The 26,888-nt window shown below is 59.5% G+C and carries 25 protein-coding genes; 18 read left to right on the top strand and 7 right to left on the bottom strand.

The window, feature by feature from the left end:
• Positions 1 to 239 precede the first annotated feature (239 nt).
• Entirely contained in the window at positions 240 to 2,504 is a 2,265-nt protein-coding gene (locus WKF55_09105) for a fused MFS/spermidine synthase (protein ID MEJ7759739.1), read from the bottom strand.
• An 83-nt stretch (positions 2,505 to 2,587) separates the two neighbouring features.
• Here WKF55_09105 and WKF55_09100 point away from each other — a divergent pair, with 83 nt between their 5' ends.
• The gene (locus WKF55_09100; GenBank protein MEJ7759738.1) at positions 2,588 to 3,382 is read left to right on the top strand and encodes a nucleotidyltransferase family protein; all 795 of its coding nucleotides are present in this window, start codon (positions 2,588 to 2,590) and stop codon (positions 3,380 to 3,382) included.
• Here WKF55_09100 and trxA read toward each other — a convergent pair.
• Positions 3,379 to 3,849 carry a thioredoxin gene (gene trxA, locus WKF55_09095; GenBank protein ID MEJ7759737.1) on the bottom strand — a complete coding sequence of 157 codons (471 nt, stop codon included), beginning with the start codon at positions 3,847 to 3,849 and terminating at the stop codon, positions 3,379 to 3,381. The genes WKF55_09100 and trxA overlap by 4 nt on opposite strands.
• A gap of 497 nt (positions 3,850 to 4,346) precedes the next feature.
• On the opposite strand from trxA, the gene WKF55_09090 reads away from it, so the two are divergent.
• The 12 genes from WKF55_09090 to WKF55_09035 all read left to right on the top strand — a co-directional run bounded on the left by WKF55_09090 (position 4,347) and on the right by WKF55_09035 (position 17,054).
• Positions 4,347 to 4,478, top strand: a complete 132-nt coding sequence (locus WKF55_09090) for a hypothetical protein (GenBank protein MEJ7759736.1) — start codon at positions 4,347 to 4,349, stop codon at positions 4,476 to 4,478.
• Positions 4,479 to 4,566: 88 nt separating this feature from the next.
• Positions 4,567 to 5,256: a response regulator transcription factor gene (locus tag WKF55_09085; GenBank protein ID MEJ7759735.1), complete on the top strand. Its 690-nt coding sequence runs from the start codon at positions 4,567 to 4,569 to the stop codon at positions 5,254 to 5,256.
• 6 nt (positions 5,257 to 5,262) lie between these two features.
• Positions 5,263 to 6,714, top strand: a complete 1,452-nt coding sequence (locus WKF55_09080) for a HAMP domain-containing sensor histidine kinase (GenBank protein ID MEJ7759734.1) — start codon at positions 5,263 to 5,265, stop codon at positions 6,712 to 6,714.
• A gap of 105 nt (positions 6,715 to 6,819) precedes the next feature.
• Positions 6,820 to 7,539, top strand: coding sequence for a TonB family protein (locus WKF55_09075; GenBank protein ID MEJ7759733.1), 720 nt, complete (start codon positions 6,820 to 6,822; stop codon positions 7,537 to 7,539).
• A 36-nt stretch (positions 7,540 to 7,575) separates the two neighbouring features.
• A complete protein-coding gene (locus WKF55_09070; protein ID MEJ7759732.1) occupies positions 7,576 to 8,316 on the top strand; it encodes a MotA/TolQ/ExbB proton channel family protein in 741 nt (246 codons plus the stop codon).
• A gap of 18 nt (positions 8,317 to 8,334) precedes the next feature.
• Positions 8,335 to 8,817, top strand: a complete 483-nt coding sequence (locus tag WKF55_09065) for a biopolymer transporter ExbD (GenBank protein MEJ7759731.1) — start codon at positions 8,335 to 8,337, stop codon at positions 8,815 to 8,817.
• Positions 8,817 to 9,245, top strand: a complete 429-nt coding sequence (locus WKF55_09060; protein MEJ7759730.1) for a biopolymer transporter ExbD — start codon at positions 8,817 to 8,819, stop codon at positions 9,243 to 9,245. The genes WKF55_09065 and WKF55_09060 overlap by 1 nt, the downstream gene beginning before the upstream one ends.
• 227 nt (positions 9,246 to 9,472) lie before the next feature.
• Positions 9,473 to 10,021 (top strand): hypothetical protein, encoded by a 549-nt coding sequence (locus WKF55_09055; GenBank protein MEJ7759729.1) that lies wholly within the window; start codon positions 9,473 to 9,475, stop codon positions 10,019 to 10,021.
• Between the two features lie 102 nt (positions 10,022 to 10,123).
• A complete protein-coding gene (locus WKF55_09050; GenBank protein MEJ7759728.1) occupies positions 10,124 to 11,647 on the top strand; it encodes an amino acid permease in 1,524 nt (507 codons plus the stop codon).
• A gap of 137 nt (positions 11,648 to 11,784) precedes the next feature.
• Complete coding sequence (locus WKF55_09045) at positions 11,785 to 14,271, top strand: sodium-translocating pyrophosphatase (protein MEJ7759727.1); 2,487 nt, start codon at positions 11,785 to 11,787, stop codon at positions 14,269 to 14,271.
• A gap of 9 nt (positions 14,272 to 14,280) precedes the next feature.
• Positions 14,281 to 15,798, top strand: coding sequence for an amino acid permease (locus WKF55_09040; protein ID MEJ7759726.1), 1,518 nt, complete (start codon positions 14,281 to 14,283; stop codon positions 15,796 to 15,798).
• Positions 15,798 to 17,054: a cation:dicarboxylase symporter family transporter gene (locus WKF55_09035; protein MEJ7759725.1), complete on the top strand. Its 1,257-nt coding sequence runs from the start codon at positions 15,798 to 15,800 to the stop codon at positions 17,052 to 17,054. Before WKF55_09040 ends, WKF55_09035 begins: the two co-directional genes overlap by 1 nt.
• 142 nt (positions 17,055 to 17,196) lie before the next feature.
• Here the strand turns inward: WKF55_09035 and WKF55_09030 are convergent, their stop codons facing one another.
• The 5 genes from WKF55_09030 to WKF55_09010 all read right to left on the bottom strand — a co-directional run bounded on the left by WKF55_09030 (position 17,197) and on the right by WKF55_09010 (position 22,719).
• Positions 17,197 to 17,577, bottom strand: coding sequence for a four helix bundle protein (locus WKF55_09030; GenBank protein MEJ7759724.1), 381 nt, complete (start codon positions 17,575 to 17,577; stop codon positions 17,197 to 17,199).
• 292 nt (positions 17,578 to 17,869) lie between these two features.
• Positions 17,870 to 18,850: a BadF/BadG/BcrA/BcrD ATPase family protein gene (locus WKF55_09025; GenBank protein ID MEJ7759723.1), complete on the bottom strand. Its 981-nt coding sequence runs from the start codon at positions 18,848 to 18,850 to the stop codon at positions 17,870 to 17,872.
• A gap of 88 nt (positions 18,851 to 18,938) precedes the next feature.
• Complete coding sequence (locus WKF55_09020; GenBank protein ID MEJ7759722.1) at positions 18,939 to 20,456, bottom strand: sodium:solute symporter; 1,518 nt, start codon at positions 20,454 to 20,456, stop codon at positions 18,939 to 18,941.
• A 39-nt stretch (positions 20,457 to 20,495) separates the two neighbouring features.
• Positions 20,496 to 20,852 (bottom strand): iron-sulfur cluster assembly accessory protein, encoded by a 357-nt coding sequence (locus WKF55_09015; protein MEJ7759721.1) that lies wholly within the window; start codon positions 20,850 to 20,852, stop codon positions 20,496 to 20,498.
• A gap of 28 nt (positions 20,853 to 20,880) precedes the next feature.
• Positions 20,881 to 22,719, bottom strand: coding sequence for a sodium:solute symporter family protein (locus WKF55_09010; GenBank protein MEJ7759720.1), 1,839 nt, complete (start codon positions 22,717 to 22,719; stop codon positions 20,881 to 20,883).
• 94 nt (positions 22,720 to 22,813) lie between these two features.
• Here WKF55_09010 and WKF55_09005 point away from each other — a divergent pair, with 94 nt between their 5' ends.
• The 5 genes from WKF55_09005 to WKF55_08985 all read left to right on the top strand — a co-directional run bounded on the left by WKF55_09005 (position 22,814) and on the right by WKF55_08985 (position 26,877).
• Positions 22,814 to 24,109, top strand: a complete 1,296-nt coding sequence (locus WKF55_09005) for a DUF1343 domain-containing protein (protein ID MEJ7759719.1) — start codon at positions 22,814 to 22,816, stop codon at positions 24,107 to 24,109.
• Between the two features lie 78 nt (positions 24,110 to 24,187).
• Positions 24,188 to 24,526, top strand: coding sequence for a hypothetical protein (locus WKF55_09000; GenBank protein MEJ7759718.1), 339 nt, complete (start codon positions 24,188 to 24,190; stop codon positions 24,524 to 24,526).
• A 281-nt stretch (positions 24,527 to 24,807) separates the two neighbouring features.
• A complete protein-coding gene (locus tag WKF55_08995; protein ID MEJ7759717.1) occupies positions 24,808 to 26,139 on the top strand; it encodes an inositol-3-phosphate synthase in 1,332 nt (443 codons plus the stop codon).
• Positions 26,136 to 26,579 (top strand): FixH family protein, encoded by a 444-nt coding sequence (locus tag WKF55_08990; GenBank protein MEJ7759716.1) that lies wholly within the window; start codon positions 26,136 to 26,138, stop codon positions 26,577 to 26,579. Before WKF55_08995 ends, WKF55_08990 begins: the two co-directional genes overlap by 4 nt.
• Before the next feature lie 4 nt (positions 26,580 to 26,583).
• Entirely contained in the window at positions 26,584 to 26,877 is a 294-nt protein-coding gene (locus WKF55_08985) for a hypothetical protein (protein MEJ7759715.1), read from the top strand.
• Positions 26,878 to 26,888 lie beyond the last annotated feature (11 nt).

Raw genomic sequence — 26,888 nt, 5'->3', positions numbered from 1 at the left:
GACATGGCGGGGCGCCTTCAGTGCCGCAGCCATCACGCTGTTTTCGCTGGTACTGTTTCCTGAGTGGCCGCTCCCTATGTCCTGCCAGGGCTGTACTTGCCAGCGCTCATTGTCGTGCTGAGGCGGCCAAATGAAGGGAACATCCCGGTATGGATCGATGGTCCTCTGGCTCGCACTGCAGCCCGGGTTAGAAGACTGCCGCATTCATTGCGATGATAAGAGCGGCGGGTTGCAGCACCTCATCGCCACGCAAAAATACGCGCGACGTTCGAGTAATCGTCTGTCCACGATTTGATGTCGTTACGCCTGCGGAGCTGCTCCCACCGCTTGTCGGCCGTGAGCCCGCCAAGGTCGTTTCTCGAGCGCGCCAGCGCTACCCAGACCGACTGGGCACGGCCGGTGGACAGCTGGGCCTGCGGAGGGACCGGAAGATCGCGCCGAACAAGCGCTGCGACTCCGAGATCGCGCGCGATGGCGGCGACGACAGGCTCCAGGTCAAGGTGCCGGTTGCTGATGTGCATGGCGATGGCACCGCCTGGCGCAAGCGCCCGGAAATAAAGAGCTACTGCCTCCCGCGTGAGAAGATGCACGGGAATCGCATCAGAGCTGAACGCATCGAGAATCAGAATATCGTATCGTGCGGCGCCTCCAGCCGTGCCCAATGTCAGACGGGCATCGCCGAGAACGATCTTGACTGCCGGCGGGCAATCGCGCAGGAGTGTAAAGAACCGCGGATCCCTCGCAATTTTCGCGACCACCGGATCGATCTCGTGATAAGTCCATTCTTCTCCGGCGCGTCCATAGCAGGCCAGCGTTCCCGTGCCGAGCCCGACGACAGCAACGCGACGGCGAGGGATCGCACTTGCTGTCGTGCTTCTGAAAAAGTCGCCGATCGGTCCTTCACGGTGATAGTAGGTGATGGGTTCCAGCCGGCGCCCCGCAATCAGCGACTGTGCACCATGCACAGTCGTTCCGTGCTGAAGAGTCTGCACGCGCGCTGTCGCTGGCCGCACAACGCGCGATACACCGAAAAAACTGCGCTCAGCGTGAAGTACGGTCGTTCGTCCCACGGCAACGGTCGCGCGCGCCTGCCCGGCGAAAACAACCGCCGCGAGGGCAAGCCCAAACCGAACTGGACGATTACGGCAGCTGAACACGGCGATCGCGAAGCACGCTGTCACCAGCACCGGAAACGCGTCCGGCGGTGCGCCTATATCTGCGGTCACCAGAACGAGGCCAGCGCCTACGACGACCGGGAACACGATATCGGCCAGCTCCAGGCGCCGGCCGGCTCGCGAACCGGGCATCAGCATTGCCGCCAGAACCAGGGCGATCGGGTACTCGCGTATACCATCGAACACGGCGGGAGCAACGAGCGCGTTGAACACGCCGCCCACAAGGCCGCCAACAGACAGCCAGACGAAAAACGCGGTGAGTTGTGCGGCCGGTGGCTTATTGCGAGCCAGCTCGCCATGACAGACCATGGCGACGACGAAGAGGACTGTCAAATGCAGGCCAATTCCACTCAGCGCCGGCAACCTGAAATTCCAGAAGATCGGAATCGCAACAGCGAGCAGAACGTGTGGCTCGATGCGGACCATCCACGGATGCGGCAGCCACGGACGGGTTGCAAACGCGATGACGAACGTCAGAAGGTATATCGCGAGCGGCACTACCCATAACAGCGGAACAGCCGCTACATCCGTTGATATGTACGTGGTGACGCCTACCAGCAGACTCGACGGCACGGCAGAGTAAACGAGCCATCGGGCGCGGTCGCCAGTGGTGACGGCGGGCGTCGCTGCAACCGCTCGGGTCGCCGCCGGCAAGGTGGCCCAATCCGGGCCCTTCCTGTTAAGCACCAGAAGCGCCGCGCAGGCAGACACGAGCAGCACGAGCATCACGTAGCCGAGCGACCACACACCGCGCTGTGTGGAGAGGCTTAGCCACGGCTCGATCAGCAACGGATAGCTCAACAATGCGATGAGACTTCCGAAGTTACTGGCGGCGTAGAGAAAATAGGGGTTAGCCGCGCGAGGATGGCCGCTGTCCGCAACCCAGCGTTGCGCTATTGGCGCCCCGCTGGCAAGCATTACAAAAGGAACGCCAAGCGACACTACCAGAAGGACAAGCAGCCATGCGATGCCGCCTGCACCGGCCGGCGGTATTCCATCGGCACGAACCTGCAGGGGCAGCGCAAGGCACGACAGAGCAAGGACGGTGACATGCAGGATTGCCTGCCTCTGCGAATCGAGAAACCGGGTGGCGACGTGCGCGTACCCATAGCCGACCAGAAGTGCCGCCTGAAAAAACACGAGGCAGGTATTCCAGACACTGGGTGTGCCGCCCAGAAATGGCAGCACCAGCTTGGAGAACATCGGCTCGACGCTGAACATGAGCGCAGCGTTGAAAAACACCGTAAACGTGAGAAAAATTATGACGCCCCGGGATCTGGCTCGCGACCACAATTGAGGGGGTGAAACAGTCGCGGCTGGGGCGATCATTGGCACCGGTCAGAGTATGGCGGAGTGCACAGCCGCGCAAGTTGGGCGAAATTCACATTACCATGGAACCAGAAGCCGTCACAATGAAAGCAGTGATCCTCGCCCGCGGACTCGGTACGCGGATGCGCAAGGAAGACAACGCCGCGAAGCTTGACGCATCGCAGGATGCGGCCGCAGACGCCGGGATAAAAGGCATGATCCCCATCGGCCGGCCATTCATGGACTATCTGATCAGCGCTCTCGCCGACGCCGGATTCGAGGAAGTGTGTCTGGTCATCGGACCCGAGCATATGAGTGTCCGGGACTACTATGAGAAAACTCTCACCATGACTCGCGTGCGGATGACGTTCGCGGTGCAGCGGGAACCACTCGGAACGGCAGATGCGGTGTTAGCGGCACAATCGTTCTGCGGGGCAGAGCCGTTCGTGATCATGAATTCAGACAACTACTACCCGGTAGCAGCGCTTGCCGAGCTGCACCGCAGGCGAGGGCCGGCGCTCATCGCGTTTCAGCGCAGCGCACTGGTTCGACTGGGGAACGTTCCACAGAGCAAGCTGGCACGATTCGGAGCGCTGGACATCGATGACTCGGGATACCTTCGCCGTGTCATCGGCGAGGCAGGTGGCCGCAGCAATGACGACATTTACTCCAGCCTCAACTGCTGGCTGTTCACCAGCGAGATTTTCCGCGCCTGCCGGGAAGTGCCGCTCTCAGCGCGCGGTGAGTTCGAACTGCCACAGGCGGTGCAGCTGGGAATCGATGCAATGGACATGCGGTTTGAGGCGGTTCGCATGGATGCGCCGGTGCTCGACATGTCGAGCCGCTCGGACATCGCATCGGTTGCAGAGCACCTCAGAGATGTGAAAGTGCGCCTCTAGCTCGCCTGCGCGATGTCATCGATCATCGCGGCGAGTGTTGCATACGGCACTGCACCTGACTGTCGCGCCGCTTCCTGCCCGCGGCTGAAAACGATCGTCGTCGGAATGCCTCGAATCTGGAACGAGCCCGCGGTTTTCTGCGAGGCATCGGTGTCCAGCTTTGCGACGACCGCACGCCCGACGAAGTTCGCCGCAAGCTGATCGACCGCCGGCGCCATCATCTTGCACGGCCCGCACCAATCGGCGTAAAAATCCACGAACACCGGCACATCGCTCTCGGCAATTGTGCGCCCAAACGTCTCGTCGTTGAGCTGAATCGGTCTGTCGAGAAGCATTGGCTTCGAGCACTTGCCGCACACCGGCCGATCCGCCGCACGCGCGGCGTCGACCCGGTTCCAGCGGTCGCAGAACTGGCATCGAAGCGTGATGCTGTTCGCCGAAGTCTGCTTCGCGGTATCGGTATCCATGAGTCATACGCTCCAGGTAATTGAGTCGATAAGTCAGTCCACAACTGCAATAAACGACGCAGCCCACTCTCACGGGCGGTTATCCAGAAATACAACAAAGACTGCGATGACCGGCTGAACATGCAGCGGTGTGAATCATGGCCCATCAGGCCCACCCCTGCTGTGACCCGTGGAGCAGGTGCTCGTCATTGTGGTGCACCGATGCGCTGAACAGCAGTCAAGCACGGCTCAACATCGGTTTCATCCGCAGTCAACCGGCATGTGACGAAGGAGTTTATGCGGCTTGCGTGTTCTTACGCATTCAGAACAGACGTTGGCGTTCCTCGTCGCAACGCAGGCTTCAGCATGCTTCTGATCGTGGCGGGAAACAACTCGACCCTGGGCAACAACTTTAATTGGGAGGGCATCGTACTTGTCGGCTGGGTCAAAACCGGCTACGGCAGCAGCGACATTCAGGGCGCGATCATCGGCAGCCTGATGCGAAGCTCAACAAGTTCGTGCCGATCAACGGCGCCAACGGCACTAAGACATACCAGTACAATTCCTATGAAGTCGCCAAGGCGCGCTGCGGACTTGGCGCTCTCGTTCCCCTCAATAACACATGGGTGGATAACTGGGTCGAGTACTAGATCACGGGCGGGTCTGAGACAGCGGCCGGCGGGGAATCCCGCCGGCCGTTTCTTTCTGCAGTTGCCGGGCCCGCAGTAGATTCCACCGATGAAGATTCTCGTCATCGAGGATGACCCCACAGTAGGCCAGTTCGTGAAGCGAGGCCTCGAAGAGCAGCGCTGGGGTGTGGATCTCGTTGCAAACGGCGACGACGGCGAGCAGATGGCATTTTCGGGCAACTACGATCTCGTCATTCTCGACATGCGGCTGCCGGGCAAGCCGGGCCTTCAGGTGCTCAACGACCTGCGGAGGCGTGGCTTCGAGCGTCCGGTGCTGGTCCTCACTGCCCAGGATGCCATCGACGCCAAAGTTGAAACTCTGCGGGCAGGTGCCGATGACTACGTGACCAAGCCTTTCGCCTTCGAGGAGCTGCTTGCGCGGGTGGAAGCACTTTCACGACGCCCGCGCGCGCTGGCGTCACCGGCGCTCAAGGTTGCCGATCTCTCGCTGCACCTTGACACGCGGGAGGTTTCCCGCGCTGGCGAATCGATCGAGCTGACCCCAAAGGAATACACAGTTCTCGAGTATCTGATGAGGCATTCCGACCGGGTGATGAGCCGCACGCTCATCACCGAGTATGCGTGGGGATATCATTTCGATCCCGGCACAAACATCGTCGACGTTGTCATCAATCATCTGCGGAAAAAAATCGACGCCGCGCATGCCACGAAACTGATCCACACGATCCGCGGGGTCGGCTACGTGATTCGCGACGAGCCGCAAACCGTGAGCCGCTGAAGCATTGTGGCATCCACCCGGACGAACCTTACTGCCTCGTTCGTAGCTGGGCTCGTCGCCGTCACTGCGGCGCTGGGCCTGACCGTCTGGCAGGTGCGGAATGCATCCGTATACAGCGATATCGCGCGACATGCCGCAACGCAGGCGGAATTAGCGGCGACGGTGATTCGTGAGACGCGCGAAGGCGTGCAAACCGTCGTCGGACGCGATACCGCCGGTCAGGCGCTGTTCGTCACTCCGCTGCTGCGGTCGATGCTCGGCGCGTTTCCGGACTACCTGGTAATAACCGATACCCGGGGTATTCCCATTTACCAGTCTCCCGCGGCACAGCGGTTGGGTGCTTCCGATTCTTCGCTGCTAGCGGGGCAGCTCGTCAATCTGCGCGTTGGAGGCCCGGCCGGCTTGCTGTCGCTGCCAACAGCGAACGAGCGGCTGTTGCTCATCGCGAATGCGCTCTCCAGCCCGACGGCGAGCCTCGGCAGGGTCGTTGTGGGAGTGCCTACGCGCTCGCGCACCGCATTACCGCGCGAGTTTATAGTGACGTTCTTTATCATTGCTCCAGTTCTGATTGCACTGGCGGGCTGGGGGGCCTACGCGGCATTCGGACTCACCTCGCAGCGAATCGCCAAGCTGACGCACGATGTCGCGGCGATCAGCGACGGTCGCAGCCTTCACCGCCGGCTGAGCATGGATAACTCGGGGCGTGAGTTTGCGAGTCTGGTGTCGACGCTCAATGCAATGATCGAGCGCCTCGAAAGCTCGTTCATGGGGCTTCGACGGTTTACTGCCGATGCGAGTCACGAACTCAAGACTCCGTTGACGGTGATGCGGGCTGACGTCGAGCGGGCGATGAGCGAGCCGTCGCGAGACGAAAGAATGGTGGCGCTGGAGGAGGCGCTGCATGAGACGACGCGGATGGCCGATCTCGTCGAAAGCCTGCTCACTCTTGCGCGCGCCGACGAAGGACGGTTTGACATCCACCGCGAGCCGGTCGAGCTCGAGCCACTGGTGAAGGATGTTTACGAGACCGCGCAGATACTTGGGGAAGGCGCGGGAGTCGCTGTGAATCTTCCCTTCACGGCAACGATTACAGTGATGGGTGATCCGACGAGGTTGCGCCAGTTGTTTCTCAATCTCGTGACTAACGCAATCAAGTACACTCCGCCTGGCGGGAAAGTAGATATCGGACTTGGAGTTCATCCCGACAACGTGACATTTGCGGTTCGGGATACGGGAATTGGAATTGCTGCTGCGGACGTGCCGTACATCTTCGAACGGTTCTGGCGGGCCGACCGCGCACGTTCGCGCATGTCGGAGCGCGGCGGGTTCGGCCTTGGTCTCGCCATCAGCCAGTGGATCGCTCAGGCACATGGTGGCACGCTGACTGCATCGTCGCGATTGGGGAAAGGCAGTCTCTTTACTGTAACGCTGCCCTTGCCGACGCAGGTGAAAGCATGAATCGCCGATTAAGACCGATTTCATGGATTCTTAATCTTCCTGCTATTACTTCGGGACCCGGGTGCGAATAAGCTACAACTCACCCATACTCAACTCGGTGAATCAATGTTCAATCTACTGATCGAGTCGCAGCCCAAGAAGCAGAAGCTTGCAGGCGGAACCATGTTCAGCATGGTGTTCCATGGAGGTCTGATCGCGCTCGCCGTCATTGCGACTGCGCGTGCCGGGATCGCCGACGACAAGACGAAGAACGAAAAGATCCAGTTCGTCGAAATGAAGAAGGAACCGCCTCCGCCGCCCAAGCCCAAGGAGCCGCCGCCGCCGCCGCCGAAGGATGTCGTCATGAAGGCGCCGCCGCCGAAAGGCTTCCAGGTGCTTCAGGCACCGGTCGATATTCCGATCAAGATTCCGGATATTGATCTCAGCAAGAAAGTCACGAATGAAGCCGACTTCAGTGGCAAGGGCGTAAAGGGCGGAGTTGCTGCCGGTGTCGCTGGCGGTACGCCGCAGAAAATCAGCAACGAGCCGTATTTCGATTTTCAGGTCGAGAAGCCTGTCGCCCAGATTCCGGGTACGGGCAGCCCGCGCTATCCCGATGCACTCCGATCCTCGGGAGTCGAGGGTGAAGTACAGGCGCAGTTCGTCGTCAACGAGGACGGCAAAGCCGAGACGAGCTCATTCAAGGTCCTCAAGGCTACCAACGACATGTTTGCAAACGCGGTCCGCACCGCGCTGCCGCAGATGCGTTTCTACGCGGCCGAAGTCGGCGGAAAGAAGGTAAAGCAGCTCGTGCAGCAGAGTTTCCAGTTCAAGCTCGACAGATAACCAACCACAACAACAACCAACCGGGAATCAAATACCATGGGACTTTCTCTTATCGACCTCTGGCATGAAATGGGCTGGTTCGCCAAAGGCATCGTCTTCACGCTTCTCTTCATGTCCATCTGGTCGCTCACGGTCACGATCAAAAAGTGGTGGGATCTGAAGCAAGCCCAGAAGGAAACCCGTAAGTTCGCTCCTGAATTTTCGCAGTTTCTCGAAGAAGACAATCTCACTGAAGCGGTCACGCTTTCCGAGAAGTACAAGAAGTCGCATGTTGCCCGCGTCCTTGGCGGCGCGCTTACGGAAATCAAGCCGCTGATTCAGGATGGCACAGTCAACGTCGGTGATATCAACTCGGCTGAGCGCGCGATCGAGCGCGAGATGCTGATGACGATCACCGATCTGAAGCGCGGCCTCGGCATTCTCGCCACGGTCGGCGCGACCGCTCCATTCGTCGGGTTGCTCGGAACAACGATGGGTATCGTCAACGCGTTCGTCGGTATGGCATCGTCCGGCTCCGGCGGACTTTCCGCGATCTCCGCCGGTGTGGCCGAGGCACTCATTACCACGGCGTTCGGACTCATCGTCGCAATTCCGGCGGTGTGGTCGTACAACTTCTTCCAGGTCAAGATCGATAATCTCACCGCCGAGATGACGTATACCTCGAAGGAGATGATCGACTACATGATCAAGAACGTGAGCGGCGAGTTCGGCCGGTCGCGCTTCACCCGCGAATTCAACACCACGGCTACGGCCGGATCCGCGCCTATCTCGAATTAGCGCAAGGAGTTCCGGCCCATGTCCATGTCATCAGGCGCAACGCGCAGTAATATCAAGGCAGAACCCAACGTGACGCCGATGATCGACGTCATGCTGGTTCTCCTCATCATCTTCATGCTCGTCATTCCCGCGATCAGCGCCGGCTTTCAGGCGATTCCTCCGCAGGGCGTGAACCTCAAGCCACATCCGGAGGAGGATCGCGACCAGGTTCTCGGCATCGACGCCAACGGGCAATACTTCCTGAACAAGGCGCCGATTCCAAACGCGGAGCTCGCTCAGCGTCTCAAGACGATCTACGAGAATCGTGAGGATGACAAACTGTTGTATGTAAAGGCGCACAAGGATCTCGAGTACGGGAAGGTTCTCGACGCTCTCGACATCGCCTCGAAGAACGAAGTTCGCGTTACGGGAATGATCACGGATCAGCAGCCAGGGACTGTTTCCCTGATTGCCACCGATAACCTTCTGGGTGGTGGCAAACCCGCAGGCGGTAAAGACTGATGTCAATGTCTACTGGAGGGGAAGGCGGGGCTCTAACCAACGAGATCAACGTCACTCCGATGATCGACGTGCTGCTGGTACTGCTGATCATCTTCATGCTCGTGGTGCCGATGTCGAGGAAGGCGATCGATCTTCAGCTACCTGATCCCATCGAAACCACTGAGAGCACCAATCCGCCTCCGCAGATCGTGCTCGAAGTACTTGCTGGCGAAAAGTATCTCGTGAACAAAGAGGAGGTTCCAAAGGCGCGGTTGCTGGCACGGTTGACCGAGATTTACAAGGCGCGTCCTGAGAAGATCATTTTCGTCAAGGGTGCACCTAAGGCCGTCAAGTATTCTCAGGTGATTTATGCCATGGATGTCGCCCGCGGGGCTGGCGTCAAGGTCATCGGTGTGTCTCCGAAGGATAAGGATCCGGCGGCTCCATAGGTAACCGGTACCGAGCGCCCGTCGGCGTACCACGAAGCAGCAGAGAGGGGCGGTGGAAGGGTGTCGCCGCCTCTCTTTTTGCACATGCGCTGATCATTTTCCTCGTTCTGTTTCCAATAGCTCGTAAGAGTTTCAAGGCTGAACCTGCCACTGGCGGCGGCGGTGCAGGGCCGGCGGGCGGAGGCGGGGGAGGTTCAGGGGGCGGACGTTCCGGTGCCGCACAGCGTTTGCAATTCGTTCGCATCAAGCCACCTGCTCCCGACGCGGCAGCGCTCGTTGCGCCAATCCCGATGGAACTGCCGAAGACGGTGCCGGTGGTGCCACCCGCCGCGGTGCCTCTCGCCCAGGCGCCGTCCGTGCTACCGCCAACGGGTGCGGCTACAACCGGGCCTGCCGGAAGTGGCGCTGGCACCAGCGGGTCAGCGGGCGCCGGACCGGGAAGCGGGGGCGGAGTTGGATCGGGCGTCGGGACGGGCACAGGATCGGCAAATGGTCCAGGCACAGGAGGAGGTCCCGGAAGCAGTTTTCCTCCCACTCCAACGCAGTTTTTCCTGCCACCACTTCCGGCGCCTTCGTCGCTCAGAGGGTATCACCTGACGGCTTACTTCGATGTTGACGAAAAAGGGAAGTCGACGCTGCTCGGCTTCAACCCATCCCGCGATGGCGGATACAACCGCCGACTGCGTGAGGTTCTGCTCGCACTTCGGTTCCGTCCGGGGGTCAAGGCCGATGGAACCCCGATACGAGACACCGTAGACATCCAATTCATCTTCTGAATCCAGACTGTCCTGCCTCCTAGCAGTACACCGGCGTCGCCTGTAGATTCCGCCCGCTGATCACCGGGCGACAGACGGTATCCATACCCGCGGAGTTATTGGATGACGAATATGCCCGGCACATACGACGCGCCCGAGCAGGTCGATGACGACCCGAGATCCCCCGACGGAACTCCGACGTCGGGTGACTTCGTCAAGGCGCTGACGCTCACCGACGCGACGATGCTCGTCGCCGGATCGATGATTGGCAGCGGAATCTTCATTGTGTCGGCCGATATTTCGCGGACGGTCGGCTCGCCCCTGTGGCTGATGCTTGCGTGGGTCGTCGCCGGAGTGATCACCATGCTCGGCGCGCTTGCGTACGGCGAGCTCGCTGCAATGTATCCGCGTGCGGGAGGCCAGTACGTGTTCCTGCGTGAATCCATGGGGCCCCTCATGGGTTTTCTATACGGCTGGACGCTGTTCATTGTCATTCAAACGGGAACGATTGCGGCCGTGGCTGTAGGATTCGGGCGCTTCCTGGGAGTCCTATGGCCCGGCATCACACCCGACCGCTTTTCCTGGTTTCCGCAGATCGATTTCAATACCCCTGGCGGACTCGTGGAGATGGGGCTGTCGCCCCAGCGGCTCATCGCTCTCCTGAGCGTATGGGTTTTGACGTGGATCAATCTCCGCGGCGTCAAGGAAGGAAAGTTTGTCCAGACCACGCTCACTGTGGTGAAGACGGGGGCGCTTGCCGCGCTCATTCTTCTCGCTCTCACCGTTGGTCGAAATGCCGACGCCGTCGCCGCCAACTTCGGCCCCGGCAGGTTTACCGGCAATGTCGATGTTTCGTCGGTGTTTCTCATCGCTTTCGGTGCGTCACTCGTGGGATCGCTTTTCTCGAGCGACGCGTGGAATAACGTCACGTTCGCGGCAGCTGAAGTAAAGAATCCGCAGCGAAATCTTCCGCTCGCCCTGCTGATGGGAACCGGACTGGTCAGCGCGCTCTACCTTCTGGCCAACATTGCTTATCTCAACGTGCTGCCGCTTGACGGCGCCAAGGATGCCGCGTCTGTTATAGGCCGTGGCATTCAGCACGCGACGCAGGATCGTGTCGGAAGTGCGGCTGCGGAGGTGATATTCGGCGCGATAGGCGGAACGATAATGGCGAGCGCCATTCTGATCTCGACGTTCGGCTGCAACAATGGGTTGATCCTCGCCGGGTCGCGAGTCTACTACGCGATGGCTCGCGACGGTCTTTTCTTCAAGCGCGCCGCGCAGCTCAACGTCAATCGGGTTCCCTCAACCGCATTGATCGTACAGGCTGTCTGGACAAGCCTGCTGTGCCTTACGGGGACTTACGGCCAGCTACTCGACTTCGTCATTTTCGCAGCGTTGATATTTTACGTACTCACGACCGTTGGGTTGTTCATCCTCAGGTCCACGAAACCCGACGCTGAACGCCCGTACCGCGCGATCGGCTATCCCGTCCTGCCAGGGCTCTACATTCTGTTGGCGGGTACGGTTGCGATTGTCCTGCTGATCGCTGACAAGACGAGGGCGCAGGCACTGTCCGGCCTCGTTCTCGTGGCCATCGGCATACCCGTGTATTCGCTCTGGCGCAAGATGTCTCCGCAAGCTTGACAATGTGCGCCCCCGGAGCGGAAGCGCGACGCCGCTTGTGCCTCGAGAACTGAAAGAATGAGCTGTTGAACGTTGATGTTGCTTCCCGCCATGGCGCCGGATCGGGGCGCCAGTTTTTTACCCTCAGGAGATTTTCGATGACGATTTGGATTCACCCGCTGTTCCGTCGGGCTGTGACTGTAATGTCAGTTGCGCTGATTGCCCTCGCTGGCAGCACGTTATCCGCGGCGACCGGCTTGGCTCAGGCAGGCCCCGCGACAGGCACTTCCGTCGAGCCGGCTCCAGTGCACCGACCGGGCGGCGAAGCAAATCTCATCATACCTGACCTCGGCGCAGTCGAGTTTCTTGGAATGTCGGGAACGACGCTGCTCACCGGCGGACTGCTGGTCTGCATACTCGGACTTCTCTTCGGCCTCGTCATATACGGTCAGCTGAAGAAGATGGAGGTGCACGGATCGATGCTCGAGATCTCGGAGCTGATCTACGAGACTTGCAAGACTTATCTGATCACGCAGGGAAAGTTCATTCTGATCCTCGAGCTGTTCATCGGGTTCGTGATTCTGCTGTATTTCGGATTTCTGCTCGATTTCGAGGCAACCAAGGTCGCGATAATCCTGCTGTTCAGCCTCATCGGCATTGCCGGCAGCTACGGCGTTGCGTGGTTCGGCATTCGTATCAATACCTTCGCCAACTCGCGCACTGCCTTCGCCAGTCTCAGGGGCAAGCCGTATCCGTGCTATTCGATTCCGCTCAAGGCCGGCATGAGCATCGGCATGCTGCTCATCAGCGTCGAGCTGTTTCTGATGCTTTGTATCCTGCTGTTCATCCCGGGCGACTACGCGGGTCCGTGCTTCATCGGTTTCGCGATCGGTGAATCACTCGGCGCGGCCGCGCTTCGAATCGCCGGCGGAATATTCACCAAGATCGCCGACATCGGCGCCGATCTCATGAAGATCGTCTTCAATATCAAGGAAGACGATGTCCGCAATCCGGGCACCATCGCCGACTGCACCGGGGATAATGCCGGCGACTCGGTTGGACCGAGCGCGGACGGCTTTGAGACCTACGGGGTCACGGGTGTCGCCCTGATTTCATTCATCCTGCTGGCGGTGGCGTCACCCGTCGTCCAGGTGCAGTTGCTGGTCTGGATTTTCGCCATGCGGATCATGATGGTCGTTGCCAGCGGTGTCTCCTATCTGATGAATGAAGCAGCCGCCAAGGCGCGCTACGTGAATGCCGACAACATGAACTACGAGGCGCCGCTTACGTCACTCGTGTGGCTCACCTCGATCGTGTCAGTGGTGATGACCTACCTCGTGTCGTGGCTGCTTATCCCTGACCTCGGCGATGGTTCCCTCTGGTGGAAGCTGTCGACGGTCATTACCTGCGGCACGCTGGCCGGCGCGATCATTCCAGAGCTCGTGAAGATTTTTACGTCGACCGAATCAACGCACGTCAAGGAAGTGGTGACGTCTTCGCGCGAAGGCGGTGCGTCGCTGAACATTCTATCCGGGCTCGTCGCCGGAAACTTCAGCGCTTACTGGCTGGGCATGGCGATCATGATCCTCATGTCCATTGCATACGGTGTGAGCACGTTCGGCTTCGAGACACTCATGATCGGACCTGCGGTGTTTGCGTTCGGTCTCGTCGCATTCGGATTTCTGGGGATGGGTCCGGTGACGATTGCCGTCGATTCGTACGGCCCCGTGACGGACAATGCTCAATCAGTGTTCGAGCTTTCCACCATCGAGCAACTGCCGAACATCAATGCAGAGATCAACCGGGACTATGGGTTTACGCCCAATTTCGAACGCGCCAAACACCTTCTCGAGGAGAATGACGGCGCGGGCAATACGTTCAAGGCCACCGCCAAGCCGGTTTTGATCGGTACCGCGGTCGTTGGTGCGACGACACTTATTTTCTCGATCATCGTGTCACTCACTCAGGGGTTGCAGCCGGAGTTCCTGCAATACATCTCTATTCTGCATCCGCCATTTCTCCTGGGCCTGATCGCAGGTGGCGCCGTGATCCATTGGTTCGTCGGCGCGTCGACTCAGGCTGTCACGACCGGTGCATACCGGGCGGTGGAGTTCATCAAGGCGAACATCAACCTCGAAAGTGCGGCGAAGGCATCGGTCGAGGACAGCAAGAAAGTCGTCGAGATCTGCACCAGATATGCGCAGAAGGGAATGTTCAACATTTTCCTCACGGTATTCTTCTCGACCCTCGCGTTCGCGTTCGTTGAGCCGTATTTCTTCATCGGCTATCTGATTTCAATTGCGTTGTTCGGGTTGTATCAGGCGATCTTCATGGCAAACGCCGGTGGCGCATGGGACAACGCGAAGAAAATCGTGGAAGTCGAGCTCAAGCAGAAGGGAACCGAGCTTCACGCGGCAACGGTTGTCGGTGATACGGTTGGCGATCCATTCAAGGACACATCTTCGGTGGCTCTCAATCCTGTGATCAAGTTCACGACGCTGTTCGGACTCCTTGCTGTGGAGCTTGCCGTTTCGCTTACTGCTGAACGCGGGCCATTGCTCAGTCACGTACTGGCGGGCGTCTTCTTCCTGATTTCCATCTTCTTCGTGCACCGCTCTTTCTATGGCATGCGAATCGAGAAGTAGCAGCGCAGCATGAATTCGCTCTTCGCGCGGAAGCCGATTGCCGACCTTCTCGCTGAGGAGGGACATCCCAACGCGTTAAAACGCGCGTTGGGAGCAGGCGATTTGATCATGCTCGCGATCGGGGCGGTGATTGGTGCCGGGATTTTCTCATCCATCGGCACGGCCGCGGCGGGTGAAATATTGCCGAGCGGTGTGGTTGTACGGTATGGTGCGGGGCCGGCGTTGGTGGTGTCCTTCATCCTGCTCGGAGCTGTGTGCGGCCTTGCGGCCCTGTGCTATGCCGAACTCGCGTCGATGATTCCGCAGGCTGGAAGCGCGTACGCGTATTCGTACGCGACCCTCGGCGAGCTGGTGGCGTGGATTATCGGCTGGGATCTGATCCTCGAGTATGCAGTCGGAAACGTCGCCGTCGCAGTCGCCTGGAGCGGGTATTTCAGCTCGTTCCTGTCAGCATTCGGGTTGGCGTTTCCTGCGTGGGCGACGCACGGATACAGGGCGGTGGCGCTCAGTTCCGATCCGGCAGTGCAGGGTTTGATGCAGACTGCGCCACGCATCGCCGGAATACCGGTGCTGCTGAATATTCCCGCGTTTGCGATCGTTATGGCCATTACCTGGCTGTTGCTGCGGGGCGTGCGCGAGAGCGTACGCGTCAACAACGTCATGGTCGTGATAAAGCTGCTGGTGCTGGGGTTGTTCGTCGTGATTGGCGCGATGCATATCGACACCTCGAATTACGTGCCCTTTGCGCCGAATGGCTGGCGCGGAATTCACCAGGGCGCGGCGATCATCTTCTTCGCCTACATCGGCTTCGACGCCATCTCCACCGCGGCCGAAGAAACAAAGAATCCTCAACGCAATATGCCGATAGGAATTCTTGGTGGTCTCGCAATCTGCACGGTCATCTACGTCATCGTCGGCGCAGTCGCGACCGGCATCGTGCCTTATACCGACCTGAAGGCGGCCGATCCGTTGTCCAGAGCACTCACCCTCGCGGGGCTCGGGACGGCGAGCTGGATCGTTGCGCTGGGCGCGGTGATATCGCTCACTGCTGTGCTCCTGGTGTTTCAGTACGGGCAGCCGCGCATCTTCTTCGCCATGGGCCGCGACGGTTTGCTTCCGGGGTGGGCATCGAAGGTCAGCAAAAAATCAAGGGTACCACACATTACCACGCTCATTACAGGGATTGCGGTAGGAGTTGGTGCCCTGTTCGCCGACGAGAACGAGATCTACGATCTCACCAATATTGGAACGCTCTCGGCATTCGCGATTGTTTGTATCGGAGTGCTTGTCCTGAGATACACCCAGCCAGACCGGCCCCGGCCTTTCAGAGTGCCGTTTGTGTGGCCGGTGACGCTGGTCGGCGCTGGCTCGTGCATTTATATCATGACCGGCCTCCCGGTGCGGGCATGGGAGCGGTTCGGCATCTGGCTGGCGATCGGTGTAGCGATCTACTTTGCCTATGGCTATCGTCATTCAACGCTTCGCCGCGGCACCGCGCCCGTGACTGAACCTCCACCGAACGCCTGATGAACGTCTTTACTCAGCTACGCCGGGTCTCGCTGACCAAGTGGATCCTGATCGGCATGGTTGTCGGGGCCATACTTGGATGGCTCGCTCCCGACTTTGCCCAGTCGCTCAAGCCGCTATCCACAGTTTTCCTCCGGATGATCAAGTCCATCATCGTGCCGATCATATTCGGAACGCTCGTGATGGGAATTGCTGGCCATGGCGACGACATGAAGCGCGTCGGCCGGCTTGCCTTCAAGTCGATCATCTATTTCGAGATTGTCACCACGCTGGCGCTGTTCATCGGGCTTGGGGCCGCGAATCTGGTGCGGCCTGGCGAAGGAGTGGTTTTGGCTGGATCGGCAGACCAGGGACAGAAACTCGCCGCGAATACCCCGACAGCTGGTGGATTCCTGGAGCACATTGTCCCACAGAGCTTTTTCGAAGCGGCCGCAAAAAACGACGTGCTGCAGATCGTGTTCTTTTCCATCCTGTTCGCGATAGCGCTATCGCAGGTACGCGGGAAGCCGAAAGAGTTCGTACTTGCGGGTGCTGAAGGGCTTGCCGAGGTGATGTTCAAGTTTACGGGCATCGTCATGAGGTACGCGCCAATCGGCATCGGCGCCGCAATGGCTGTCACCGTCGGTCATAGCGGCGTCGGAGTTCTCATCAACCTCGGCAAGCTGATCCTGACGCTATACGGGGCTCTGATCGTTCTGGTCGCCTTCGTGTTGGTCCCTGTCGCGATCATGTTCAAGGTGCCGATAAGACAGTTCCTGAAAGCAGTGAAGGCCCCGGCACTCATCGCGTTTTCGACGACATCGTCAGAAGCCGCCCTGCCAAGCGCGATGCAGGCGATGGAGCGCATCGGCGTGCCGCGGCGAATCGTCGCGTTCGTGATGCCGACCGGCTACTCGTTTAATCTGGACGGTACTACGCTTTACCTGGCGGTCGCGTCGGTGTTCGCGGCTCAGGCGGCTGGCGTCGACATGACCTTCGGCCAGCAGCTCATCATGATGCTGACGCTGATGGTAACCAGTAAGGGCGTCGCAGCAGTGCCACGTGCTTCGCTCGTGATTCTATCGGGAACGCTGGCGTCGTTCGGGCTGCCGCTCGAGGCCGTGGCACTCATCCTGGGTGTCGATGAGCTGATGGACATGGCGAGAACGACCGTAAATCTTGTGGGCAACTGTCTCGCAACGGTGGTGATGGCACGGTGGGAAGGGGAGTTCGTGCCGGTACCCGATGTTGCGGTGGAGCAGTCACTGGCGGCGTGAGATAAAAAGCTGAGTTTTGAGGTTGTGCAGAAGCCTGGCATCGGGTTTCAGTAGCCGCAAACTGAGAAAAGCCGACCCGTCAGTCGTCGGGAACCAATGATTCCAGCACGCGAGGTTCAGGGGCCAGGCGGCGGCTGGGGATTCAGTGTGTCGTGGCATCGAGGGTTGCCTCGGACTTGCGCGCATAGTTGAGCAAGCCGTGCAGCATCTTTCTTACCTCCACGAGCTGATTGAGGAGAGACAGGAAATCGGGCTTCCCGATGGCGCCGATATCGCGGCCTGTTATCAAGTGGTACTCCAGCTCAGCGGCCGAATTGACCGCAATTTTCAGGTAGCGCGCAAATTCGCGCCGGGTGTCCTGAGACCCCTTCAACGATGTTCGCCGGGATCGACATCGCCGCTCGACCATCTGACTGCGAAGACTTGGATGTTCGGTTCCTCGCATTGCGGTCCCAACGCGATGACACTCAAGTGCCAACGAATGGGCCTTTTGCCAAACGAGAAGCTTTTTAAAATCTGACACGCCCGAAACTTCACGCGCCCCATGTATCTTCCGCCCGCCCTTTCATTCCGCGGGCCTCCAGAAATCCGCACGGAAAGAAATCCTCCCTGACCCCCGACCTCGCCTGCTGGAGTCATTTGTTACAGACAACTGATGGGTCGGCGTTTCTCAGTTTGCAGTTACTGACGGCTGGGGCCAGGCATCTGCACAACCTGAAAACACGCAGTTCCGCAGTTCCGTTACGCCGCTTCGGGCTTCCAACCAACTTGCGCCCTCTGCCGAGCGTATCGTCGCGCTTTCCGCGCGCGGCCGGCTACTCGATCGGCTTGCCCACCGTCGGCGCGACCGGCAAAACTGAGGCATTGCCATCGGCGCCTTGAAGCATGTGTATCGCCGCCTTCACCGCGCCTCGCGCCGCGATGATATCGCCTGCTCTCAGCTGAGCCCCAGGCACAGCCGACCTAAGCCGGTGCTCGAGACGCTTTCTGAGGGGCGCTCCCTTCTGCAGCAGCCCGCCGGCGAACGCAACCGGCGCCGCTGCGCGATCGTCGCCGAAAAGTCGAATCGCGAGCGCCCGCACATGAAGCACTAGCTCTTCGACCGCCAGCGACACTAGTGCGTTGGCGCGAATGTCGCCGCCCGATGCAGCGTTGAAAACGATGGGAGCAAGCATGGCAAGGTCCATCGGTGTCGCTGCGATGCCCCATGGAATGAGCTCCGAAGGTTCATTCGCCTCAGCTGCAGTAAGAATCGCTCCCGTCAACTCGGTGGATGGTTCCCGCCCATCAGCAGCGGCCGCAACTATACCGAGTGCGCGGCGGCCAATCCACGCGCCACTGCCTTCGTCGCCAAACGCCGGACCCCAGCCTCCGCAACGGGCGATCGTGTTGGACGGACTCCGTCCATAAGCAATCGAGCCAGTGCCGGCGATGAGAATGATTCCAGCCCGTCCGTCGAAAGCATCGGTGAGCGCGATCTCGCCATCGCCGACGACAGCGATTTCATCCGCAACGTCAAGGTCCTCCAGCGCGTCGCGCAACGCCCGAGCCTCATTCGCCCGGCCGGCTCCGGCAACGCCGGCCACGAGTATTCTAGCTCTTCCCTCGGGTTCTCCAGCCGCAGCCATTGCGCTGCGTACGGTTTCACCGATGCTCTGGGCAGAACGCTCGGCGCGGCCGGGCCCGGTGGCAGAGCCCGGCCCGATGGCTTCACCCACTGCCTCTCCATCGAAGCCAGCAACGATCGCATGCGTTTTTGTCCCGCCGCCATCTACTCCTGCTACAATATCAGCCATCAGGGCCAGGCTTCCAGCTCGATATCATTCGCCACCGACGCGACCGATCCCTGCCCGTCGTTGTCAGACACCAACGTGAGGGTTCCAGCTAATCATCCGCGTGCCGCTCACGATCGCCATGCGTGTATGACGAAAGGATTCCGACCGCCAGGGTGATGGACGTACCGATAAGGACATACCAGGGCCAGGCGATCTTCGTGAACGGAACAAGAATCCCGGAAAGCGAGGGCAGCAGCGGAAGTAACGGCTTGGCAAACACGATAAACGTCATCACGAAGATCGCGGTGGCCATACCCGTAATAGCATCTCTCTGCATTGCCCGCCGCCAGAGGATCCCCAGAAAGAAGCCCCCGAGTAGAGCTCCGTAAGTGAACGACGCGATCGAGAGCGCCACTACCACTACCGGTGTGCCCTGTTGGCGGTATAGAAGGGCTGCAGTGAGAAGAATTACTCCCCAGACAAGTGAAAAGGCCCGGGCAAGGCGAAGCGTTCGCTTCTCGTCGACAGCTCTCTTGCTCAACGGCAGCCAGATGTCGTGCACGGTAGCGGCAGCTAGAGAATTGATAGAGCCGGATAGCGTGCTCATCGACGCCGCGAGAATTGCAGCGACCACGAGGCCGGTGAGGCCGGGGGGCATTACTTCGACGACGAACGTCGGGAAAATGGAATCCGGAACCGCGAACTTGCGTCCCTGATAGTACGCAAACAATCCGAGTCCGATCATCAGAAACAATCCGAACTGGATGAACACGGCGATTCCGCTGCCGATGAGCGCCTTGCGCGCGTCTTTCAGGCTCGACGAAGCGAGGAGCCGCTGTACGATGAGCTGATCAGCCCCATGTGAGGCCATCGAAAGGAAGGCGCCGCCGAGCAAGCCGGCGAAAAGTGTTGTAGGCCTGTCGAAGCCCATATACGTGTCCACTGCGTCGAGCTTGCCGACGCTGCCAACCGTCGAGAGGATCGAAGACCAGCCCCCGTCTACTCCGCGGCCGAGAAGCACCAGCGCCGCCAGGCCACCGCCAACGTACACGGCCGTCTGGACGACATCCGTCCAGACCACAGCACGCATTCCACCGTGCCAGGTATAGAACAAGGTGAGAACGCCAAGAATCAGAATCGAAATTGGAGTGACGTACTGTTGCGGCACTGCCGGTCCGATGATCAGAGCAATCGGTATGGCGGTCGCAAACACCCGCACCGAATCTCCGAATGCGCGGGTGAACATGAAAACGGTCGAAGCGAAGCGGCGGGTCGCCAATCCGAACCGGCGCTCGAGCAAAGCGTAGGCGGTTACGAGCTCGCCGTTGTAGTAGCGCGGAAGCAGCGTGTAGGCGACGACGATTCTGCCGAGAAGGTATCCGGCGGCGATCTGCAGAAAGCCAAGGTTGGTAACGTATGCCAGCCCTGGGATCGAAATGAAGGTGAGGGCGCTCGTCTCGGTCGCGACGACCGAGAACAGAATGGCCCACCACGGTATCGTCTTGCCGGCGACAAAGTAATCCTTCGCGTCCTTCTGGCCGCGGCCCAGCCACACTCCGAGGGCGGTAGTGCCGGCCAGATAAACGATCATGACAAAAAAATCGAGGGCGGTGAAATTGGTTCTCATTTCACCGCCCTCGATGCGTTCGCGTTTCTTGGAACAGGACTACGCGGTAAACGAGCTACCGCAGCCGCAGCCGCCCGTTGAGTTGGGATTCTTGAAGGTGAATCCTGATCCCTGCATGGAGGTGACGTAGTCAATGGTGACTCCCGAGATGTATTGCGCGGAGAACGGGTCGACAAAAATATGGAACCCATCGCCATTAAGCACGAAATCATCTTCGGCGTGCTTGTCTTCGATGACGAGACTGTACTTGAAGCCGCTGCAGCCACCCGACTGCACGCTTACGCGAAGGCCGCCCTCGACGCCAGTGACGCCCTCGGCGTCCATGAACTTCTTTACCTCGACCGCCGCATTTGGCGTGACGGTGAGATCGATATCAGATGTAGTCGATGTGGACATTTTGCGAATCTCCTTTGTCTTCCGAAAATTAGGGCCTTCGGGGCGTACTCGAAAGTGCGCGCGCGTTCTGCGTGGCGTCCGGGCCCCCACCCTCTGATCCTTCGGACCCATCCTGCCGGAATGATTTTGCGATCCACGCGAACGACGCCGCCGCGATCGCGAGCATTATCATGCCGGGCACGAAATCGCCGAAGATGAGTTTGCCGATGCCGAACAGCGTCGCATACACCGCCACAACGCCGGCGATCCAGTTCGTCCACGCGAGCGCGCCCCCGGCAATGCCTTCCCGCCCAAAGCCGGCCTGCTGGCTGATTCTGCTCCAGCCAGCACCGCCCGGCCTCACTCGCCGGTAGAACGCCTCGAGAACGGAATCGGGCTCCGGAGCCGTGAGATACGTAACACTCAGCCACACGACCGTACTCACCGCCACGGTGACGAGCATTATCGTCGCGTCGGCGTTTGGATCGCCAGCGGCAAATCGCTGAGGTATGGTCTGAAACGCGATTAGCGAAGTTATCAGCGACGCAACCATGGCGCTGATCTCCGACCACGAGTTGATGCGCCACCAGTACCACCGGAGAATCAGCACGAGGCCAGTTCCAGCTCCCATCGCAAGAAGGAACTTCCACGCCTGCTCAACCGACGAAAGCTGTGAGGTGACGGCGATCGACGCGACAAAGATGAACACCGTGGCCAACCGTGCGACCTTGACGTAATGCGCCTCGGACTGGCCGGGCTTGTAAAATCTCTTGTAGACGTCGTTGACCAGGTATGATGCACCCCAGTTCAGATGAGTCGCGACCGTTGACATATAAGCAGCCGCGAATCCCGCCAATAGCAGGCCGCGCCACGGACTCGGTAGATAGTCCACAAATGCCTGGACATAGGTGGCTTCCTTATCGGTCGCATTCGGGTAAAGGATGACCGTGGCAAGGCCGGTGATAATCCATGGCCACGGGCGCAACGCGTAATGAGCAACCTGGAAGAAGAGCGTGGCGAGAACGCCGTCCCGTTCGGTCTTCGCCGAGAAAATCCGCTGGGCGATGTAACCGCCGCCTCCAGGCTCCGCCCCCGGATACCATGCAGCCCACCACTGCACCGACAGAAAAACCGCCAGCGTCAACAGCGGCATCCAGGCGTACGCCGTCAGCCCTTCGGAAGTAACTGACACCGGCATCACGCCGATCGCCGCCGCCTCGCTTCCGAAGTGAGCAATGACTCCCGTCTTGAGTGCACCCATGCCACCGACAGCATCCACCACGAAGAAAGCAAGCAGTATCACCGCCGACATCATGATGATGAACTGCAACAGGTCGGTCCAGAGAACCGCGCGAAGACCGGCGGCGGTAGAGTAGACGACAGTGATCACGAAGCAGATTCCAACCGCCACATATGGTGAAACGCCAAGCGAAATCGTCAGGACCTTGATCATTGCCCGCGTCACCCAGCCAAGGATGATCAGGTTGATGGGAATGGCAAGGTAGATGGCGCGAAATCCTCTGAGGAAGGAAGCGCCCTCGCCTCCGTACCGGACTTCCGCGAATTCCACGTCGGTGAGGACGTTTGCCCGGCGCCAGAGCCGGGCGAAGAAAAACACCGTGAGCATGCCGCTCATCACCATGCTCCACCACAGCCAGTTGCCCGCCACACCTCGCGACGCCACGAGGCCCGTTACTACGAGGGGAGTGTCAGCGGCAAACGTGGTCGCCACCATCGAAGCGCCGGCGAGCCACCATGGTACGCTTCGTCCCGAGAGGAAATACTCGTCGAGACTTTCCCCGCCGCGTTTGGTGAATATGAGTCCGACGACTGTCGTGACGAGAAAGTAGGCGGCGATGATCGCCCAGTCGATCGCGGTGAGTGTCATGGCTGGATGGAAGGCGCGCGCGAGCAAAGGGGAACGCGCATATGTATGATTAGGTATGAGACAAGACGAAGGTCAACTTACGACGGTGACAGCAATGGCGCGATGCTTTTTCTCAGGGTTGGGATTTCTGCTTCTAGCAACGGGGTGCACCGTCACCAGCAAGAGGCTGGACCCTCCCGATGAGCTCGCCAGAGCGAAGGTTCGGCCAGGCATCAGTGTCCTGCTCAGCGACAGCATCGAGCTGATTCGCGGCAAGAAGATAGGACTGCTTACCAACCAGACGGGAGTCAACGAGAAGGGCGAATCCGATATCGATCTGCTTCGGAGCCCCAGGGCCCGGAAGGCGAACGTAACCCTTACCATGCTGTTCGCCCCCGAGCACGGCATACGCGGTACTGAGGACAGGGAAGACCTTGCCAACGGCATCGACGCAAAGTCCGGGCTCCCGATCATATCGCTGTATGGCAGGCAGACGACGGCGCCGCCGGATAGTCTCATGCGCCAGCTCGACGCGCTCGTATTCGACCTGCAGGATATCGGTACCCGGACATGGACATATGTCGGGGCGATGATTTACTCGATGCGCGCCGCTGCGCGAACGGGCAAGATGATCGTCGTTCTGGATCGGCCTAATCCACTGACCGGTTTCATCGTTGAGGGCCCGGTGCTCGACAGCGGACTCGCCAATCCGAATGACCCGACTCCGGCCGTGCGGGGGCGGGCCTATGCGCTTTATCCGACCCCGCTGAGGCATGGGATGACAATGGGTGAAATGGCGCTTTTCTTCAACGAAGTTCTCGGTATCAAGGCGAACCTGAAGGTCGTGCCAATGGCGAACTGGCGCCGTGAGCTTTGGTTCGACCGGACCGGCCTGCCCTGGGTTCGCCCGTCTCCGAACATGCCGTCGCTGCAGAGCGCAATGCTGTATCCCGGCATCGTCGCATTCGAGGGTTCGAATCTGTCGGTCGGAAGGGGCACGCCGACAGCGTTCCAGATTGTTGGAGCACCATGGCTCAAAGCGCGCGCGGCAGTTGCGTTGCTCCGTGATCGGGAGATCCGGGGTGTGCGGTTTGTAGAAGAGGAGTTCACTCCTCTCAGCCCTACCGATGGCAAGTATGCGGGCCAGCGTATTCCCGGAATCAGAATTGTGGTCACTAACCGGACATCGCTGCAGTCGGCCCGTGTTGGAGCGTCGCTGTTGTGGGCGATTGCCAAGACGTCGCGAGAGGGCTTGAAGCTCGACGAGCTAGCGTTCGATCATCGCTTCGGCTCGCCTCGGGTGCGGGAGGCTCTCATGCGCGGCGAAGACCCGGATGCCGTCATCGATCGTGAATATCGCGATGCATTCCAGTTCCGCGAGCGAACACGCCAATACCTGCTCTACAGGTAGCGGAGTGCCCGCAGTCGCACAGCTTTTGCAAAGTCACATCAGTACAATTGAGTCGCACCAATTTTCCCGGAGGATCGCATGAGACTCAGAATCGCGTCGCTCGCGTTTGTGCTGGCAGCAACCACACTGGCCTGTGCCGGCCGGCAGGTGGAAGTCACCACTGGCCCGGAGCCTGTTGCAGATGTCACCGTCAGGCTCACCAATAACCTCACACAGGCGGTGAACCTGTACGTTACGTCGGGCGGCACCGACGTGTTTCTCAAGCAGGTGTCCGCTGGCAGTGTAGAACTGGTACCTGTGAGGGGGCTCACGGCGGGCTCACTTGTGACGCTGAAAGCACGAACGGTCGACGGCACGAGAACATACACACGCGATAATGTTTCGTTGTCATCGAGCTATGACTGGAGAGTACCATAGCCTGAACCCGTTTCGCAGCGGCGTTCAGCCTTCAATTCGTAGTTTGATGCCAGCCGCCGGACTGTCAGCATTCTGGCAATGAAGCTCTGCGCCGGATAACTTTAGCAATCTGATCAAATCCGGATTTGACCCGTTTTTCTGTCCCTTCCCGCGGTTTACAGGGTTGACAGTCTACTGCCTCACATCCAGTCCGCCGGTCCCGGCCTGCGCTGGATCCAGACACAGTGTCGCCGCCGCCGCCAATGGCGCACCGGCGTGCCAATCCTACGGAGAATCACAACTTGCCGCCATCTGCTGAATCACGTACACCAGCCACCCCCGCGCCGGCGACTGGCAAGCTCGGAATTCTGACGCCCGGACTGGGCGCGGTGGCGACGACATTCATGGCCGGGGTCGAAAGCGTCCGCCGAGGCTACTCGAAACCCATCGGCTCGCTGACACAGATGGCGACGATCAGACTCGGCAAACGCACCGACAACCGCTCGCCGCTCATCAAGGATTTTGTACCGCTCGCCGATCTGAACGACATCGTATTCGGCGCATGGGATCCCATTCCTGACGATGCATATACTGCCGCGAAGAAGGCAGGGGTGCTCGAAGACAAACATCTCGAGCAGGTCGCGGATTTCCTCAAGGCGATCAAGCCGATGCCAGCCGTGTTCGAGAACAAATACGTCACGCGGATAAACGGTACAAACGTCAAAACAGGAAAAACGAAACGGGATCTCGCGGAACAGCTGCGCCAGGACATCCGTGACTTCAAGACCCGGAACAAGCTCGATCGCGTCGTCATCGTATGGTGCGCGTCTACCGAAGTGTTCATTCGCCCGGGCCCGCCGCATGCGACGATAGAACAGTTCGAGAAGGCGATGGAGCGCAACGATGACGCGATCGCACCGTCGATGCTGTATGCCTACGCCGCGATCATGGAGGGAGTGCCATTCTGCAATGGAGCCCCCAACCTTTGTGTCGATACGCAGGCGCTGATGCAGCTGGCAATCGATCGCGGTGTTCCAATCTCCGGCAAGGACTTCAAGACGGGCCAGACATGGCTCAAGACTGTTATTGCGCCGGGACTCAAAGCCCGGATGCTCGGACTTGCCGGCTGGTACAGCACGAATATTCTTGGCAACCGCGACGGTGAGGTCCTGGACGATCCTGCATCGTTCAAAACCAAGGAAGAGTCAAAACTTTCGGTTTTGCACAACATTCTACAGCCGGACGTCTATCCCGATCTGTACAAGGATTTTTCTCACGTCGTGCGCATCAACTACTACCCTCCGCGTGGTGACAACAAGGAAGGGTGGGACAATATCGACATCGTTGGCTGGATGAACTATCCGATGCAGATCAAGGTCAACTTCCTCTGCCGCGATTCCATCCTTGCCGCGCCGATTGCGCTCGATCTCGCACTGTTCTCCGATTTCGCGCACCGCGCAGGAATGAAGGGCATCCAGGAATGGCTGTCGTTCTATTACAAGAGTCCGATGGCCGCGCCTGGACTGCAGCCGGAGCACGATCTCTTCATTCAGCAGACCAAGTTGAAGAACACGCTGCGCTATCTGATGGGCGAGGATCAGATCACTCACCTCGGGCTGGAGTACTACGCGTGAAGGCACAAATGTGGTGGCTATCCCTGCGCGGCACCGCTGCACTCGTCACGGCTACGGTGGCGATTGCGGCCTGCGGCGGCGGCAAGCCGCGCGTACAGGAAAATCGCCAGTGGTCGGACAATTATGCGTTCCGCATCACTGTAAACCCGACGCCGCCCCGGGCAATCGAGGATGCCGCCTACAGGATAGTGGTGCAGGACAAGAAAACCGGCGAACCTATCGAGACTGGCGAAGGACGAATTTTCGCCACCAGCCAGGACGGGGCGGGTACCGATGACGGACTGGCAAAAGCGTCGGAGATCGGCACCTACGGCGCACGCCTCTTCTTTCCCACCTCCGGCGACTGGGCCATAGCGATTCAGTTCAGGCGAAGCTCGACGCAGCCGCTGGAGCGCGTTAACTGGATACAGTCGGTAGAAAACGCTTCGGGACCCGGCTGAGACGATGAAGCATTTTTTCAGGACCCAGCTCACGCCGGTCGAAGTACTCAAGGTCGCCGATGCTTTTTTCCCCTCCTTGCCTCTCGAACGTTCGGCTCACACCTCGCGCACCAGGACATTCAGCGGTCTGCTGGGGTCGTTACAGCTCATGGTGAAGAAGGAGGGAGGTCACTACACATTCGTCGAAGTGCATACGGACCAGATGGGAGAGAGCAGGCTCGATCGTAATGCGAAACGTTTTTTCGTCGAGCTGCACCGCAACGCGGATCCCGCGCATAAGCTCGAAGCGGCGTACTAGTCCCGCGTGCA

It is taken from the genome of Gemmatimonadaceae bacterium (genome assembly GCA_037721215.1).
GTDB lineage: Bacteria > Gemmatimonadota > Gemmatimonadetes > Gemmatimonadales > Gemmatimonadaceae > UBA4720.
This window is presented reverse-complemented; position numbering and strand designations above follow the sequence as displayed.